Source organism: Salegentibacter mishustinae (genome assembly GCF_002900095.1).
Classification (GTDB): domain Bacteria; phylum Bacteroidota; class Bacteroidia; order Flavobacteriales; family Flavobacteriaceae; genus Salegentibacter; species Salegentibacter mishustinae.
The window spans coordinates 33,282-49,865 of the sequence record NZ_LLKN01000004.1; the positions used below are offsets into that span (position 1 = coordinate 33,282).

General features: G+C 38.0%; 13 protein-coding genes. 9 read left to right on the top strand and 4 right to left on the bottom strand.

Annotated elements, in window-relative coordinates; translation table 11 throughout:
• Positions 1-110 precede the first annotated feature (110 nt).
• From APB85_RS17110 to APB85_RS17125, 4 genes are all read left to right on the top strand, one after another.
• On the top strand, positions 111-2,591 hold the full coding sequence (locus tag APB85_RS17110; protein ID WP_057481338.1) for a M14 family metallopeptidase: 2,481 nt from the start codon (positions 111-113) through the stop codon (positions 2,589-2,591).
• Between the two features lie 174 nt (positions 2,592-2,765).
• A complete protein-coding gene (locus APB85_RS17115) occupies positions 2,766-5,585 on the top strand; it encodes a M16 family metallopeptidase (protein WP_057481339.1) in 2,820 nt (939 codons plus the stop codon).
• Entirely contained in the window at positions 5,585-6,547 is a 963-nt protein-coding gene (locus APB85_RS17120) for a calcium/sodium antiporter (protein ID WP_057481340.1), read from the top strand. The genes APB85_RS17115 and APB85_RS17120 overlap by 1 nt, the downstream gene beginning before the upstream one ends.
• 153 nt (positions 6,548-6,700) lie before the next feature.
• Positions 6,701-7,135 carry a hypothetical protein gene (locus APB85_RS17125; protein WP_103294504.1) on the top strand — a complete coding sequence of 145 codons (435 nt, stop codon included), beginning with the start codon at positions 6,701-6,703 and terminating at the stop codon, positions 7,133-7,135.
• Here APB85_RS17125 and APB85_RS17130 read toward each other — a convergent pair.
• Both APB85_RS17130 and APB85_RS17135 read right to left on the bottom strand, forming a co-directional pair.
• Positions 7,132-7,542, bottom strand: a complete 411-nt coding sequence (locus tag APB85_RS17130; protein ID WP_057481342.1) for a hypothetical protein — start codon at positions 7,540-7,542, stop codon at positions 7,132-7,134. The genes APB85_RS17125 and APB85_RS17130 overlap by 4 nt on opposite strands.
• Position 7,543: 1 nt before the next feature.
• Positions 7,544-7,957: a YdbT family protein gene (locus tag APB85_RS17135; protein ID WP_057481343.1), complete on the bottom strand. Its 414-nt coding sequence runs from the start codon at positions 7,955-7,957 to the stop codon at positions 7,544-7,546.
• Positions 7,958-8,364: 407 nt separating this feature from the next.
• Here APB85_RS17135 and APB85_RS17140 point away from each other — a divergent pair, with 407 nt between their 5' ends.
• Complete coding sequence (locus tag APB85_RS17140; protein WP_057481344.1) at positions 8,365-8,655, top strand: GIY-YIG nuclease family protein; 291 nt, start codon at positions 8,365-8,367, stop codon at positions 8,653-8,655.
• A gap of 413 nt (positions 8,656-9,068) precedes the next feature.
• Entirely contained in the window at positions 9,069-9,746 is a 678-nt protein-coding gene (locus tag APB85_RS17145) for a TIGR02117 family protein (RefSeq protein WP_057481345.1), read from the top strand.
• Positions 9,747-9,766: 20 nt separating this feature from the next.
• On the opposite strand, the gene rimO is transcribed toward APB85_RS17145, so the two are convergent.
• A complete protein-coding gene (gene rimO / locus APB85_RS17150; protein ID WP_057481346.1) occupies positions 9,767-11,116 on the bottom strand; it encodes a 30S ribosomal protein S12 methylthiotransferase RimO in 1,350 nt (449 codons plus the stop codon).
• Between the two features lie 456 nt (positions 11,117-11,572).
• Here rimO and APB85_RS17155 point away from each other — a divergent pair, with 456 nt between their 5' ends.
• Positions 11,573-12,706: a DmpA family aminopeptidase gene (locus APB85_RS17155; protein WP_057481347.1), complete on the top strand. Its 1,134-nt coding sequence runs from the start codon at positions 11,573-11,575 to the stop codon at positions 12,704-12,706.
• Between the two features lie 240 nt (positions 12,707-12,946).
• Positions 12,947-14,371, top strand: coding sequence for a KAP family P-loop NTPase fold protein (locus tag APB85_RS17160; RefSeq protein WP_057481348.1), 1,425 nt, complete (start codon positions 12,947-12,949; stop codon positions 14,369-14,371).
• A gap of 337 nt (positions 14,372-14,708) precedes the next feature.
• On the opposite strand, the gene APB85_RS17165 is transcribed toward APB85_RS17160, so the two are convergent.
• Entirely contained in the window at positions 14,709-15,764 is a 1,056-nt protein-coding gene (locus APB85_RS17165) for an IS110 family RNA-guided transposase (RefSeq protein WP_057482355.1), read from the bottom strand.
• Positions 15,765-15,978: 214 nt separating this feature from the next.
• Here APB85_RS17165 and APB85_RS17170 point away from each other — a divergent pair, with 214 nt between their 5' ends.
• Positions 15,979-16,329 carry a hypothetical protein gene (locus tag APB85_RS17170; protein WP_057480109.1) on the top strand — a complete coding sequence of 117 codons (351 nt, stop codon included), beginning with the start codon at positions 15,979-15,981 and terminating at the stop codon, positions 16,327-16,329.
• Positions 16,330-16,584: the final 255 nt, after the last annotated feature.

Here is a 16,584-nt window from a genome sequence, read left to right on the forward strand (position 1 = left end):
CTTGTTTTCAGCTTCTAACATGTTTCAAAATCTAAAGCCTTAGACCCTGAAATAAATTCAGGGTGACGTAATTAGAAATTAGAATTCTTATTCAACATTAAAATCAATCAATGAAATCAACTTTACTCGCTGTCGTCTTTCTATTTTTAGGTTTACAAATCAATGCACAATTACAAAGTCCGGAAGAATTCCTGGGATATGAAATTGGGGAGCAATTCTCCCGTCACGCGGATGTTGTGAATTACTTTGAACAGGTAGCTAAAAATTCTCCGCTGGTACAATATCATACCTACGGAAAAACCAACGAAAGGCGCCCACTTACCTATGCGGTGATTTCTTCGGAAGAAAATTTACAAAACCTGGAAGAAATTAGAAAAAATCATCTTGGAAACACCGGAATAACAGCATCTGAAGCCGATGCCGATAAAGCTATCGTTTGGTTAAGCTACAATGTGCACGGCAATGAAGCTTCCAGTACCGAAGCAGCCATGAAAACTTTATATGCCTTGATCACCGAAAAACAGGATTGGCTGGAAAATACCGTGGTGATCATAGACCCCTGCGTTAATCCCGATGGTCGTGATCGTTACGCCAATTGGTACAACCAGGTAAAGGCAGAGCCTTACAATCCTTTGCAAGTGGCAGCTGAGCATCACGAACCCTGGCCGGGCGGAAGACCAAACCATTATTTATTTGATCTTAACCGAGATTGGGCCTGGGCCACCCAGGTGGAAACCCAGCAACGTCTTAAAATTTACAACCAGTGGATGCCACATATTCACGTAGATTTTCATGAACAGGGCATCAATGAGCCTTATTATTTTGCCCCGGCAGCAGAACCATTTCACGAGATCATCACGCCTTTGCAAAGGGAATTTCAAACTGAAATTGGAAAAAATCACGCTGAATATTTTGATGCGGAAGGTTGGCTGTTTTTTACCAAAGAACGTTTCGATTTACTGTACCCAAGTTACGGAGATACTTATCCAACTTATATGGGCGCCATTGGGATGACCTACGAGCAAGCTGGTCACGGCCGTGCCGGATTGGGAATTAATACCGATGAAGGTTACGAACTCACTTTAAAAGATCGGGTAGCGCATCACCACACCACCGGGCTTTCAACCGTGGAAGTAGCCAGTAGAAATACGGAAACTCTAAATACAGAATTCAAAAAGTATTTTGATAATGAAGATCTGGAATATAAATCTTTCGCGGTAAAGGGAAATGCAGATAAAATTGCTTCGCTAAAAGAATTGCTGGATAAGCACGAAATTAAGTATCAAAATGCAGCAGCCGGAAGGTTAAAAGGCTTTAATTATTCCGAAGGTAAAAGAGGAAATTTTAATGCTGACGAAAATACTTTGGTGATCAATACGAACCAGCCGAAAGGTAAAATGGTAAAGGTGCTTTTTGAACCTTCCACTACCCTAACCGATTCTCTAACCTATGATATTACTGCCTGGAGTTTACCTTATGCTTATGGATTGGAAGCAGTAGCGAGCACACGCGAAGTTTCTTCAGAAGAAAATTCTACAAATACTGACATTACAAATACACCAAATCCTTCAGGAGCTGGTTATGTTTCAAAATGGAACGCCTTGCAGGACGCCCAATTTTTAGCCGAATTGTTAAAGGAAAATATTAAGGTGCGTTTTACTGAAATTCCTTTTACCAGCGAAGGAAAGAAATTTGATCGGGGAAGTTTGATCATTACAAAAAGTGATAATAAAACCAAAGAAGACTTCAACAACACTGTAGTTAAAATTGCTATTAAACATCAAAGACAACTTGTCGCGGCAAACACAAGTTTTGCCGGTAGCGGACCCGATTTTGGATCTCCTGAGGTAAAACTTATCAATCCGCCAAAAGTTGCGGTTTTAAAAGGCGAAGGCACTTCTTCTTTAAATTATGGCGAGATCTGGTACTTTTTCGAACAGGACCTTAATTATCCGCTAACCTCTTTAAATACTGACTATTTTAAAAATATTGACCTTGCACAATTTGATGTCCTCATAATGCCGGAAGGTTATTATTCCAGTGTTTTAGATGAAGATACCTTGAAAAAAATAAAGGACTGGGTGAGCAATGGCGGAAAACTTATCGCTATTGGTAGCGCTGTAGGCACCTTTGCCGGAAAAGATGGTTTTAATCTTGAAGAAAACAAATCAGAAGCTAAAGATTCTACGGCTACAGAGAATTTAATTCCGTATGCACAAAGAGAGCGGGAAGCGGCGAAAGATATGATTACAGGGAGCATTATAAAAACCAAATTAGATAATACACATCCTATGGCTTTTGGCTACGGCGCCACTTATTTGAGTTTAAAATTAAGCAGTGACAGCTACAAATTCCTGGATAAAGGCTTTAATGTTTCCTACGTTCAAAAACCGGAAATAGTTGCAGGTTTTGCAGGAAGTTCAGCTATAAAAAATCTGGAAAATTCGCTGATCTTCGGAGAAGAAAGAATGGGAAGCGGAAGTATTATTTATATGGTAGATAATCCTTTGTTCCGTGCATTTTGGGAGAATGGTAAATTGTTCTTCGCAAACTCAGTTTTCTTTGTGAATAATAACAAATTCAGCTTATAGAAGTCTATAAATTTATTGCCACGAATTTACGAATAATCTTTGTTGGTGCATTCGTGGCTTTTTTTAGCTCTAGATTGCCACGTCCCGCTATCGCAGTCCTTGCGATGACACAAATGATTTATTCTGAAATAATCGAAATAAACACTAATTTTGGGTAGCTAAAACTTCATCTTAATGAAATTCAGAATTATACTTTTACTGCTTTGCAGCTTTGCGCTTTCCTCAACTATTCAAGCCCAGGAATCAACCGAATTCAATGTAGATTTTGAAACTTTTACTCTGGAAAACGGCTTAAATGTTATTTTTCATATCGATAAATCAGATCCCGTAGTGGCTGTAGCTTTAACGGCTCACGTGGGTTCTGCCCGGGAGAAAGAAGGTCGAACCGGTTTCGCACACCTTTTTGAACATTTGCTTTTCTTAGAATCTGAAAACCTTGGAAAAGGCGGACTTGATAAACTGAGTGCAAGAATTGGCGGTTCTGGCGCCAATGGTTCTACCAGCCGGGATCGTACCAATTATTTTCAAACCGTACCAAAAGACGCTCTGGAAAAAATGATCTGGGCTGAAGCCGATAAACTTGGTTATTTTATAAATACTGTTACCGAACCTGTGCTTGCAAAAGAAAAGCAAGTAGTAAAAAATGAAAAAAGACAGGGCGTAGATAACCGTCCTTATGGCCATACCATGTATGTATTGGATAAAAACCTATATCCTGAAGATCATCCTTACAACTGGCAGGTAATTGGTTCTTTAGAAGACCTACAAAATGCAACCCTGCAAGACGTAAAGGATTTTTATAACCGCTGGTATGTTCCAAACAATGTAACGCTTACCATCGCCGGAGATTTTGACAGGGAACAGGCAAAGGAGTGGGTTCATAAATATTTTGATGAAATTCCACGTGGTCCGGAGGTAGCTCGCCAGGAAAAACAAATGGTAGAGTTGGATGAAACCAAAAAACTGTATTACGAAGATAATTTCGCCAGGCTACCAGAACTAACCATCGCCTGGCCTAGCGTTTATTCTTATCACGAAGATTCTTATGCGCTAGAAGTTTTAGCAAATTATTTAAGTGACGGAAAAAACGCTCCCCTGTATCAACACCTGGTTGCAGAAAAAGAACTTACAGATCGCGTACAAATGTTTAATTATACTTCAGAATTAGCGGGACAACTAATGCTTCAGGTTACCGCTTATAACAAAGTTGATTTAGATGCTGTGGAAGATGCAGTTTTTGAAACCTTTAAAAAGTTTGAGGCCGAAGGTATTCCGGAGAGCGACTTAGAACGTATTAAAGCGCAGCAGGAAACCAATTTTTACAATAGCCTTTCCAGCGTTCTGGGAAAAGGTTTCCAACTGGCTCAATATCAAATTTTCGCTAACGACCCGAATTATATTAATAAAGACGTAGAAAAAATACTGGCTGTTACTGCAGAAGATGTTATACGTGTTTACAGGGAATATATTAAAGACCAGCATTTTGTAGCTACAAGCTTTGTACCGCAAGGTCAAACCGAACTTGCCCTGAAAAACTCTGAAGAAGCTGAAGTTATAGAAGAAAAAATAGTTGAGAATGCCGAAGAAGAAATTAATGCTTCCGCAGATGCTTCCTACGAAAAAACTGCTTCAAGTTTTGACCGTAGTATAGAACCACCCTATAGCAGCACCCCGGAATTGAACGCACCTGATATATGGAAAAAAACACTTCCATCCGGACTTAAACTCTACGGAATTACCAATAATGAAGTTCCTTTAGTAAAATTTAGCCTGGAAATGCAGGGAGGCTTATTGCTTGAAAGTCCAGATAAAGTTGGAGTTTCTAATCTTTTAGCCAATTTAATGACTAAAGGCACTAAAAATAAAACTCCTAAAGAACTGGAGGAAGCCATTCAGTTATTAGGCGCAGATATTCAAGTAAATGCTCAGGATGAAAAAATGGTTTTAAGCGGAAGCACACTTGCTAAAAACTATGCAAAAACTATAGACCTAGTGCAGGAGGTCTTACTGGAACCTCGATGGGACTCTACCGAATTTAAGCTTATAAAACAACAGGCACTTAGCCGAATTCAAAGGCAGGAAGCCGATCCTAATAGCATTGCAAATAACGAATTTAGAAAGCTTATTTATGGCGAAAATCATATTTTAGGAAAAAATAATTTAGGAACCGAAGCTTCGGTAAAGGCCATTACTTTAGAAGATCTAAAAGATTATTATTCCCAAAATCTTTCTCCAAAACGCAGTGTTTTTCACGTAGCCGGTGCTATTGAAAAAGAGGAAGCGGTAAAAGGAATTCGTGGTCTCTCGGTTGCCTGGCCACCTAAATCGGTTAAAATGCCGGAAGTTGCTCAACCTCAGCTTCCGGAGAAATCGCAGATTTACTTTTATGATGTACCCGGCGCAAAACAATCGGTTATAAGATTTGGGGCTCCTGCCCTGGCCGCTACCGATGATGATTTTTATGCAGCTGAAGTTATGAATTACCGTTTGGGAGGCGGAGGCTTTGCCTCGCAGCTCACCCAGGAATTACGAGAAGGAAAAGGTTACACCTACGGTATTCGCTCTGGCTTTGATGCAGGAAAAAATAAAGGTGCATTTTTAATTTCCAGCGGAGTAAGAACTAATATTACTTACGATGCCGTAAAACTAATTAAAGAAATTATTGAAGATTATCCTTCTAGTTTTGATGGTGAAGATATGGAAGTTACCCGCGGATTTATGATAAAGAGTAACGCCAGGAAGTTCGAAACTTTAAACTCTAAGTTAGATATGCTTAGCGAAATAAGCACTTTTGGCCGCGATGCAAATTTTATAAAGCAACGTGAAAAAACAGTAAACGAGCTTACCGTTTTGGATATTCGCGAACTAGCAGAGAAATATATCAACCCTGAAAAAATGTATTTTTTAATTGTAGGCGATGCCGAAACCCAAATGGATAAATTAGAAGAGCTTGGTTTAGGAAAACCTGTTTTATTAAATAATTCTAAAGAATAGTGATCACTTCTTCTTTGTTACTCGTTTTAGGCCTGGTAATTTTAATTTTTGGAGCCAATTATATGGTTGATGGCGCCTCTGCCCTGGCCAAAAAATTCAATATTTCAAATCTTGCTATCGGTCTAACCATCGTAGCTTTTGGAACTTCAGCGCCAGAATTGGTGGTGAATAGTTTTGCCGCCGCCGATGGATATTCTGACATTGTTTTTGGAAACGTGATTGGCAGTAATAACTTCAACCTTTTTATTATTCTCGGAATTACCGGCCTTATAACGCCGCTAGCAGTGCAATCCAGCACTGCCTGGAAAGAGATCCCTATTTCGCTACTTGCGGTGGTCATTCTCTTTATGATGGTTAACGACCAAATTATTTCTCCCGGTCAAACAAGTCTTTTAAGCAATTTTGACGGATTTATTTTACTCTTTTGCTTCCTGGCATTTCTATTTTATGTCTACAACCAACTTAAAAATGATGACATAGCTGAAGAAGATAATATTAAACTTCTTTCGCCTTTAAAAACAACAATTTTTATAATTGGAGGCCTCGCCGGACTCGTTTTGGGCGGACAATTGGTGGTGAATAACGCCATAGATATTGCCGAAAATATGGGAATTAGTCAGAAAATTATTGGGCTTACGGTTGTTGCTGCAGGTACTTCTCTACCCGAATTGGCAACCTCTATTGTGGCCGCAACTAAGAAAAATGCCGATATAGCTGTAGGAAATATTATTGGCTCTAATATTTTCAATATTTTCCTTATTCTTTCTACAGTCTCTCTAATAAAACCCATTGATTTTAACCTGAATTTCAACCAGGATCTTTATATACTGGCCGGAGGTACACTTTTCTTGCTTTTAGCAATGTTCACCGGAAAACGGAAGCGTTTAGATCGCTGGGAAGCCTTAATTCTACTGGTGTTTTACTTAGGCTACACCACCTATTTAGTGATGCAGGAATTGTAAATAAAGATTTGACTGAAGTGTAAAATCTCACAGGCTTTAAAAACCTGGGAGGTCTAAATCAGAAGTTTTAACTCATTTAACCAATTCAAAAATCAACTATTTTTTATGAATTTTTTCTCATTTCCGAAAGTTTAATTCAATTAGTTTAGCGGAATGAAAAAGATATTTTTACTCCCCGTGTTAGCATTATTGCTTAGTTGTACTAACGAAGCTGAAAAGGAAAAAACAAAATTACGAATAGACAATCTTGAAGCTGATGTTACTGAACTTAAGATTGAAAAAGACTCACTGGAAAAAGAATTGCAATTACTAAAAAGTAGAAACCCAGTAGTTTTTAGCAAAGATTTTGATTCCCTGGAAAACCCGGAAGTTTACATAGTGGAATCCCTGGAAAGAAATTCCCAGCTTATTCCCGAAAAATCTGTCTTAGGAGGTACAATGCGATTTGTAGATTCTGAAATTCTAAACGAAAGATTTATCTGGGCTGCTTATGAGGACGGGCACGTAGCCGGCGAAGCAATTTTTCAATATAAATTAAACGAAGCCGATAGCGTTGACTTTAAACTAATTTCGAAAATTAAAAATTAGGCAACGGCTGGATTTGCAAATTTCTCTCGAAGTAAGTCCAGATCTTCTCCAGTAAACCCTTTTAATTCAACCATATCTCCAGTTGCCCTGGGTGCCTTTATAATCAGGTTATAATTGCTTAAATGGATATTTACCTCTGGGTTAAAATAATAGGCCTTTGGTTTTTGATGTAATCTGGCAACGATCAGTTTTTCTTCGTCCCAGGCGATATATTCGGTGTTTCTATCTTTTTGTTTATAAGCAAGCCAGGCATATAAAATACCTGATATTCCATATAAGGTCGACACTAAATATCGCCCTGAATCAGAATTCAAGTAAAAAGCGAAGCCCATTGACAGCCAGAAAAATGCAAAGATATAATTGAGGTTCCTTTTAAAGAAGCTGGTCTTTTTTATAATTTTTTGCATCTCAGGCGGTAGCTAAATTTTGCTCGGGAGTTAATTCGGTTTTTAGTTTTTCTATATCGGCTTCGGTATAGCCTTTCAGCTCGACCATAGTTCCACCTGCAGGTCCCGACTTTATGGTCAGGTTGGTGGCTGAAACTTTTATACCATCAATCCTCTCCCAACTATAAAATCTAGTGCTCTGTTGCCATTCGCTAATTTCTATTTTTTCATCATCCCAACGGATAAATTCTAATGGCAGGTCTTTTTTGAAATAACCAACCACGGCATAAACGAGTCCGATGATTGTATAGCCATAAGCCATAACATCGTAAGTTTTGACTATTAACATAGTAATCCCAAAAAACAACCAAATCCCTCCCATAATGAAGAAGTAGTTTCTTCGGAAAAAAGTGACTTTTTTAGAAATTTGCGGCATAGGTTTTAGAATATAGAGGTAAGATAATAAATTTTTTAAAGTTTATATGGAGCTTTTAGCCAGCAAGATGCCTCCTTTTCTTCCATTCCTTCGATAATTTTGTCACTTCGAGTGGTTTTGAAAACCGGGAGGTTTTCGAAAGTGTATCGAGAAGTTCTCGATATGGTTTTTACGGCTGTCGCCTTAAAAACCTACTCGAACTGACGTAACACCTTGTAGAAAATAAAACTATGAAGTTGAAATAGCTCGTCACTTCGAGTGAGCCCGATGATAATCGGGCTTGTATCGAGAAGTGGTAATAGTTCTCATCAACTGTTCTCAATATGATTTTTTCGACTACCGTCTCAAAAACCTACTCGAACTAACGTGAGAATTTAGTAACTTATTATTCCTTTAATAACTGCATAATGAGAGTCAGCTTTGTATATATCCTGGAATGTGCTGATAACACCTATTATACTGGAGTTACCTCTAACCTTGAAAAAAGAATGATTGAGCATCAAGGCGGAGCTCATCCTGAGAGATATACCGCTAAAAGAAGACCTTTAAAACTGGTGTTTTTCGCGGAATTTACAGATATTAATTTTGCAATAATTCGAGAAAAACAAATTAAAAAATGGTCTCGAGCTAAAAAGAAAGCTTTAATAAATGGGAGGTTTGAAGACTTACCGAATCTGGCTAAGAAAAACTTCAGTTAGTTCTCGATATGCTTTCTACGGCTACCGCCTTAGAAACCTACTCGAACTGACGGAGCACCTTGTAGAAAATAAAAATATGAAACTGAAATAGCGCGTCACTTCGAGTGAGCCCGATGATAATCGGGATTGTATCGAGAAGTGGTAATAGTACTCATCAACTGTTCTCGATACAGTTTTCTTCGGCTACCGCCTCAAAAACCTACTCGAACTGACGAAACACCCTGTAAAATGAAAAAATTTTAAGCTCAAATAGCTCGTCACTTCGAGTGAGCCCGATGGTAATCGGGATCGTATCGAGAAGTGTTGTGGGACTTCGGTAGCTGTTCTCGATATGGTTTCTTTGGCTACCGCCTTAGAAACCTACTCGAACTGACGACATACTATAAATAGGAAATAATTCATAATTTAAAAGAATGAAACAAGCTTTACGCTACTTCTTTAAATTCCTTTTGATCCTATTGGCTCCACCTATAATTTACCTGGTTTTAGCACTAATTGGATCAATAATTCCTGTGAATTCCAATCCTGAAACTAAGAACGCGGAAATTGATATTTATCTTTATAAACAAGATATGCATACCGATATTTTGCTACCGTTAAATTCAGAAATTATAAAGTGGGACAGGATTTTTAAACCGGAACATACGCTATCAAATCCTCAGAATTCGGAATTTATCGGGTTTGGATGGGGAGATCTTAATTTTTATAGAAATACCCCTCAATGGAAAGATCTAAAACTGGATGTGGCTTTTAAAGCGCTTCTTCTAAGATCACAAAGTGCATTACACACTCGCTTCTATGAAAAAATACCAAGTTCAGAAAACCTGGTAAAAATTTCGGTTTCAGAAGATCAATATAAAAAGCTAACTGAATATATTTTAGAAACTGTAGACGCAGAAAATAAGAGTAAAATTAAACCTGTTTCAGATCTACACTATTACCAGGATGATGCGTTCTATTTAGCTGAAACTTCTTTCCATCTTTTTAAAACCTGCAATACCTGGACAAATTCCGCATTAAAAGCTTCCGGACTTAGAGCCTGTTTATGGACGCCTTTTCCGCAGGGCATATTTTTTCAGTATAAGAATTGAAAGTTACCGGATTACGAACTTTATACCGTTTTAACCTTCAACTCTTTTCTTACCGGTTTTGGCGCTTCGTGAATCGGTTCAGCATATAAATCGAAATCGGCTGCATCGGTCACTTTTACTTCGTAAAATTCCCCTGTCTTTAGGTAAATTGAACTCGCATCGATTAGCACTTCGTTATCAACATCAGGCGAATCAAACTCGGTTCTACCTACAAAGTAGTTTCCTTCTTTTCTATCGATCACCACTTTAAAGATCTGACCAATTTTCTGTTGGTTTAGCTCCCAGGAGATCTGGCTCTGTATTTCCATAATCTGGTTGGCACGATCTTGTTTCACTTCCTGTGGCACATCGTCTTCCAAATTATAGGCGTGTGTATTTTCTTCGTGGGAATAAGTAAAGCAGCCTAAACGCTCAAAACGCATCTCCTCTACCCAATCTCTCATTTCCTCAAACTGCTCCTGGGTTTCTCCCGGATAACCTACAATAAGTGTGGTTCTAATGGCCATTTCAGGAACATATTTCCTGAAATCTTTTAGCAGTTTTGTAGTTTTTTCACTCGTAGTTCCGCGGCGCATAGATTTCAACAACTCAGTATTGATATGTTGCAACGGGATATCTATATAATTACAGATCTTTGGCTCACGCTTCATCACATCCAGCACATCCATTGGGAAACCGGTAGGAAATGCGTAATGTAAACGAATCCACTCAATGCCTTCAACCTTAGCAAGATTTTCAAGTAATTCGGCTAAATTTCTTTTCTTATAAAGATCAAGTCCGTAATAGGTTAGATCCTGTGCGATAAGAATTAATTCTTTTACGCCATTCGCGGCAAGATTTTTAGCTTCTGTAACCAAATCCTCGATTGGTGTCGATTTATGGCCACCACGCATTAGCGGAATAGCACAAAAAGAACAGGGCCTGTCACAACCCTCGGCAATTTTAAGGTAAGCGTAATTCTTTGGTGTGGTTGTTAGACGCTCACCAAGCAATTCGTGCTTATAATCGGCTTCTAGCGCTTTTAATAAACCCGGAAGTTCTGTAGTTCCAAAATACTGGTCTACATCAGGGATTTCTTTTTGAAGATCTGGTTTATAACGCTCGCTTAAACACCCGGTTACAAAAACTTTATCTACTTCTCCCTGTTGTTTCTGTTCTACAAACTCCAGGATGGTATTCACCGATTCTTCTTTGGCGTTGTCTATAAATCCGCAGGTATTAATTACCACAATATTGCCGTCCTGCTCGTGCACCACGTCTTTATTGTTGCCCTTAAGCTGTCCCATCAAAACCTCACTATCATACACATTCTTGCTGCAACCAAGGGTTACTACATTAATACGGTTCTTCTTTATCGACTTTGTCCTCATAATAATATTGTTTTCTAAAAGCTGCTCTAAAAACTTTTCTTTGTCAAGCTGTCCTGAAGCTTTGGGACGGAATGACGTTTTAAAAACTTTTTACAGTCTCTCAAAAGCGGGTGCAAAGATACAATCTATAATTTGAATTACAGCAGGTTAATACTTAAAGGAATAGCATAGAATATATTTCTCTTTGTTCTTTTTTGCATTGCCCAAAAAAGAACCAAAAAACGCTAGGCTTACTTTTCTCTCCTTGAAAACACTACGCTGATTGCCTATCTTGCGCATTGCAACCGCTGCGCTAGGCAATGCTCCTCTGCCCGCCGCTGACAATCAGCCCGGTTTTGCTACGGAAATAAAAGTAGGCCGTTATGGTTAAAATCACATTCAGTAATTTCAAAATATAGCAAAAAAACTATTTTGTATCTTCCCGAAACTAAAGCCTTAGCGCCAATATTTTTATCAATGAAAAATTCCCTCCTGCTCACTTCGCTATTCTTTTGTATGTTGAATTTAATAAACGCACAGCAACGTGTGGAGGAAATACCGCTGAAAATTGGGGTGATGCAAAGAGGAGCTCTAAACGCGATTACCGATGTTGAAGGTGTAAAAGTTGGACATACTACGTTGGTAAAAGGAGATTCGGTGCGTACCGGCGTGACGGCTATTCTTCCGCACGGTGGGAATATTTTTCAGCAGAAAGTACCCGCAGCGGTTTTTGTGGGAAATGGCTTCGGAAAACTGGCAGGAAGCACACAAATTAATGAACTGGGAAATCTGGAAACCCCGGTAATCCTTACCAACACTTTAAACGTTCCCACCGCGATGGATGCGGTGATAAAATATACGCTAAACCTGCCCGAAAATGAAAACGTGCGCTCGGTAAATGCCGTGGTTGGCGAAACTAACGACGGCTACTTAAACGATATTCGCGGGCAACACGTAAAGAACGCAGATGTAATTTCAGCGATTAAAAATGCGAAAACCGGAAAAGTGGCTGAAGGAAACGTTGGCGCCGGCACGGGTACCATCGCTTTTGGTTATAAAGGCGGGATTGGTACCGCTTCCCGAAAACTCCCCGAAAGCCTGGGCGGATATACTTTAGGCGTTTTAGTACAGAGTAATTTTGGTGGGGTTTTGCAAATTGCCGGCGTACCGGTGGGGCAAAAGCTGAGAAACTACAGTTTTAGCAATAATTTACTGAATAATGTAGACGGTTCCTGTATGATGGTAATCGCTACCGATGCACCTTTGAACAACCGAAACCTGGAACGCCTGGCTAAAAGAGCATTCCTGGGACTGGCAAAAACCGGCGGGATCGCTTCCAATGGCAGCGGCGATTATGTGATCGCTTTTTCTACCGCCAAAGGAATGAGAATTCCTTATAAAATAGTGACAAAAACCTTAACACAGGAAGTAGTGCCTAACGATTTAATGTCGCCGCTATTTATGGCAACCATCGAAGCTACCGAAGAAGCTATTTTAAATTCTTTATTTATGGCCGAAACCATCATAGGTTTTCAAGGCCGAACCATAAAAGCATTACCTAAAGAGGAAATTTTAAAATACTTAAAAGAAGCCGGGGTTTTAGAAGATTAGCGCTAAAGTTATTTTAATTATTACCTACTCATCCACAAAACTTCCTATTGTATTAATAAAAAAGTTCAAAGCCTGTTGGTAAATAGGCTAAAAATTACGGTTTCCCACAGTTTTAAGATTTGACAATAAATTACCTTTGAAAATCTAAGCATATCCCGGTTGGGTCTTGGTTAAATCTTTATTTTAGACCGGGTAAAAGGAGTTAGCTGCAAGCTTTTAAGAAAAATTCCAATAGTAAACATGAGTCTGAAAAATCCAATTTTAGAAATAGAACCGGGAAAACCCTTCGAAAATTGTAAACTAGAAAGAGAAAAATATTCAGATGTCTTAACTGATATAGTTAGCAATTATTATGATGGTTTTGTTCTAGCAATTAATAACAAATGGGGCGAAGGAAAAACGACCTTTGTAAAGATGTGGCAACAATCACTAATTGACAAAAACTTTCAAACGGTTTACTTTAATGCCTGGGAAAATGATTTTGAAGACAACCCACTAACAGCATTGATGGGTGAATTGAAAACTCTTACAAATAAAGAAACTAAACCTAAATTTGAGAAAGCTCTAAAAAATGCCTCAATTCTAACTACACATTTAGCACCCGTTTTAGCACAAGCATTAGTTGACAAATATATTGTAGATACGAAAGACATAAAAGATGTAATCGTAAATGCCACTAAGGGTTTAGCAGATATTTTCGAAAATGATGTAAATAATTACCAAAAGAAAAAAATAGGAATAACAACTTTCAAAAAAAGCTTAGCGAAATTTATTGCAGATACTAATGAAGGGAAACCTATAATATTCATAATTGATGAATTAGATAGATGTCGACCAAATTATGCAGTAAGTATATTAGAACAAATCAAACATTTTTTCTCTGTACCCAATATCGTATTTGTGCTTTCAATAGATAAAAAACAGTTAGGAAATGCTATTAGAGGAGTATATGGGAGTGATAGGATAAATTCTGATGAATATTTAAGAAGATTTATTGATGTAGAATACTCGATACCTAAACCTCCAAATGATTTATTCTACAAATACTTGATCGAAAAATTAAACTTTGATGAGTTTTTCCAATCACCAGAACGCAGTAAGTATAGAGAACTTATAGATGATAAAGAAAGATTTTTGAATACATGTAAGTTACTTTTTAATAATTCAGAAGTTGTTCTCCGCCAACAAGAACGTATATTAATTCTGTCAAGGTTATCGCTTCGCACCTATACTTTTAATAATTATGTTTATCCTTCAGTTTATTTAGTACTAATTTTCATTAAAACGCTAAAAGATGAATTTTACCAAAAAATAGTCAATAAAAAACTATCGTTTACAGATTTACAAAACGAATTATTTGATTTGTTCTCAGACTCAGTCACAGATAGAAATCGGAGAGAAATTATGTTTATTGAAGTTTACTTTTTAATGTTTTATAACAATTTCAAATATGAACATCATGAAAAACGAGAATTATATGAAAGAGGAGAAAGTTTTGATGACAAAGACAAAAAACTCCTTATACACTCAATGTTTGGAAAAGAATATGATCCAGATTTTTTATCTACTATAAGTCATATTGAAAGAGCAAATTATAATTCGAGTTCCTTCAGTTTAGAACACATTATCCGTAAAATAGATTTGCTAGATACACTTAAAGCGTAAAAGCAAGCAGCTAACAACGGTTCCTATGAAAAGCAATAATCGCTTCTCTCAAATTTAATATTTTATTTTCTCTTATCTCATTATGATGATGATTTTGTAGTGTTGAATTTGTTGACAAGCCTTTTCACTCCTCGAGTTGCTTGTCAATAATTCAATACTTAATAACCTGCCCGGGCTCCTATTTGTGGTCATTTGGTTTTGAAACGCCACCAGCATCGCTATGATTCCGGTTATATAATCCTGTCCACTTGCTAATAAAATGTGATCCACTATGGTCACCACCGTTGTTTTGTGGTACTGGATAAGTTTGTCTAGGGCTTGGTCATTTATATTATTTTCATGCTACCACTCCTATTTCATAAGGAGTTTCTGTTTTTATAACTGCTAAAGTCCGACTCAGTAATTTATGGGCCACCTTTATGATAATCTTCTTACTATCTTTTCCAACATGCTTACGGTAATAGGCCTGCATGATAGGATCTGTTCGTACAGCCTGCCAAGAGGCTTCTACAAAATAGGATCGCATTAAACGCTGAGCCCTGGGGGTCATCCCGGTAGTTCGAGAAGTAGCCCCACTCTGATAGATACCAGGTGCTATTCCAACATAACCAGCCAGATGCTTCAGGGTATTAAAACGTCGCAGGTCACCTAACTCGGCTAGAATACCAGCTGCTACGATACCTCCAATCCCAGGAACACTCTTTAGCAAATAATAATCCTTTTTATAATGGGTACGCGCGTAAGCTCTTATTTGATTAGAAATATGTCGGAATTCCTGATCCAGAAATCGAAAACTTCGAAGTTTACTAGCCAGACTCTCGTTAGCCGTCCCATGGGAGAATTCCTGAACTTCTAACCAAGTGCGAAAGGCATGGCTCCAGTGGTCGTTATCAAATTCCCGAGGAAGCTTTACCCCAAAGTACAAGAGTTGCATCTTGATCATGCTTTTAATACGTCGAAGATCTTTGCTCAGACTATAGCGTCTTCTAAATAAACTTCGAAAACATTCTCGCTCTTCCCCAACAATTTGGATACTCTCCAGACGACCATCTTTGAGTTCCCGGCTAATGAGCTGGGCATCGATACGATCGGTCTTAGTATACTGTTCTTTACCCTTACGATGGATATCTGCTGGATTTACTACCAGAGACTGCCATCCGTAAGATTCAAACTTCCGATGTGCGGCATAGCCAAAGCACCCTGCTTCGTAGGCAATACTAACCTGGTGATCCGGATAATGCTTTCGAACATATTTATAAAGGATCTCGCAATGTGGCTCCATACTGAAGGATTTACCTGAAAAAAGATCGGTACTACAATGAATCTTCCAGCTTGACTTGTGGATATCAAGGCCAATGAATAACTTTGGTAAGGCAGTAACTCGGGTTTCCATATCTTTAATGTTTTAGTGAATTTTAAAGATAACCGATTACTGCTTTTTCATTGATGCTAATCGCCAATAGACGGCAGCGTTAGAAGAAAATAATTAACTTGACCAACAAACCAATACTAAGCCGACAAATCCGCGTCCCTAACTCCGCCAACTGGCGATAATCGAAACCGTAGGCAGTAATGCCAGAAATTTTCACTAATCAACTATAACAGTTATGAAAAATTTTTTCTTATTAACAACCACATTATTGATTTGTATTTCAGTTAGCGGACAAGTTTCAGATACAATTAATAATGAAAATAAAAACATTAGATTATTCTGTAAAGCACAAGAATTAGAAAATGTACCTTACTTTTTTCTTGTGTTAGGTAAAAATGAGATTGAAATTGACAATGAGAAATTAGGTTTAATTGATTTAGGTTGGATAGAAAATCTAAATGTTTTGAATAAAGAAATAGCTATCAAAAAATTTGGATCAAAAGCTGAACACGGTGCCATTTCAATTAAAATAAAAGAACAAAATATTAAAGACCTTAAGGAAAAACTGAGGACTAAAAATAAGTAATTAGTACTGAGCCACGGCTGCCAACAGCGATCAATCGCCAATAAGCGGCACCATTAGTGAGAAAATAATTAACTTAACCAACAAACCAATATTAAGCCGACAAATCCGCGTCCCTACTCCCGTGACCTGCGATAGGTACTGTGTTATAAAACAAATATTTTTGATTAAAGTTTTAGGAAGAAGTCAATGCTAAATTGCTTCTATCCTGTGCAGCAAGGACTTCGGTTCTTGCTGTCTTTTTTTGTTCATATTCCG